The sequence below is a fragment of the Corynebacterium sp. HMSC074C04 genome (assembly GCF_001838295.1).
Taxonomy (GTDB): domain Bacteria; phylum Actinomycetota; class Actinomycetes; order Mycobacteriales; family Mycobacteriaceae; genus Corynebacterium; species Corynebacterium amycolatum.
In genome coordinates, this window is sequence record NZ_KV836261.1 from 1 (window position 1) to 1,114 (window position 1,114).

The 1,114-nt window shown below is 50.4% G+C and carries 1 pseudogene; it reads left to right on the plus strand.

Annotation, left to right across the window (positions count from 1 at the left end):
* Positions 1 to 743: 743 nt before the first annotated feature.
* Positions 744 to 944: pseudogene (locus HMPREF3011_RS11610) on the plus strand (ClbS/DfsB family four-helix bundle protein); the annotation flags it as partial.
* Between the last annotated feature and the right edge of the window lie 170 nt (positions 945 to 1,114).

Genomic DNA, 1,114 nt, shown 5'->3' on the forward strand with positions numbered 1-1,114 from the left:
AGTAAACTCTCCCCCGCATCACCACAACAAGCGATCACATCGCCCTGTCGCGCTGACCCCGGATACATTACACACACTTCACACATAAAGCGAACCCGCAGGCCACGGAGCATTTTTATAACGCGCATCAGCATATGAACAGCTATAAGCGATCTAACTACAACATGTGCGAGGCAGCAGGTGAAGCGTACTGGATTTAGTTCCTACTACAGCCCTGAAACTCGACCGAGCGTGATCACATTCGACGGTTGCTATTACAGCGCTCTAACTAAGGGAGCCGACAGTCCCTACAAGGCAAAACTGATTAATGCTCAAGACGCGTGGGCATAGTTCGGAGAAGGTGGGTTTGCGACTTTACGGAGGATACATTGCTAAAGCAATATGCACATTCACAAAGTGCTGGACTGACCACACCACGGGAAGCACAACGTAGAACCATCTCGTCCATCCCGTCAACTCAGGCTCGTAAAAGCGGAACTAAGCCCAGGACGCTTAAACATACGCATGAATACATCGGATAAAGAGTCCTTGACAGAAGATGTCTGGTGAAGTCTCATGAATGCGGAAGCGAACTTGGAGCAGACATCGCTAAGCGCGGAAGCCTACTCAGCTGCGAGCTCGAGGATATTCCCGATAATGGTTGGAAAATGCTGGTTGAGAGGATTAACCGCACGCCCCGGCAGATTATCGCGTAATAGCTGGGCTGGATCAAACTACTGCTTAGCTAGGAACGAGAAGAGCAAACTGGCAAGGAGGTGGTGGCTCCAGACCCTGATTTCAAATGGAGTCAGCTAGGTGGTTTGTCCGAGCCGTTCTACCAACATTGCGAGCTGACGCCGCCACAAAATCTGATCAATAGGTACGACATTCTGCTCGACGAGGCAACCCAACTGGTAGCTTGCCTGACCGGGTCGCAGCTGTTTGAGTCAAGGCAGCGATTGTGACACGACGGACGTATTTGGTTTTGATTTGCCCGTGGGTCTACTGCCGGTCGACTAGGGGCCCTCATATCAACCACGACAAGACCGACCTGATAGCCCCCTAAGCCGAAAGAGAGCATCAGCACTAGAAGGTTAGCTTATGCTGTTTATTTTGTTTAATGTTGTTTACTTGT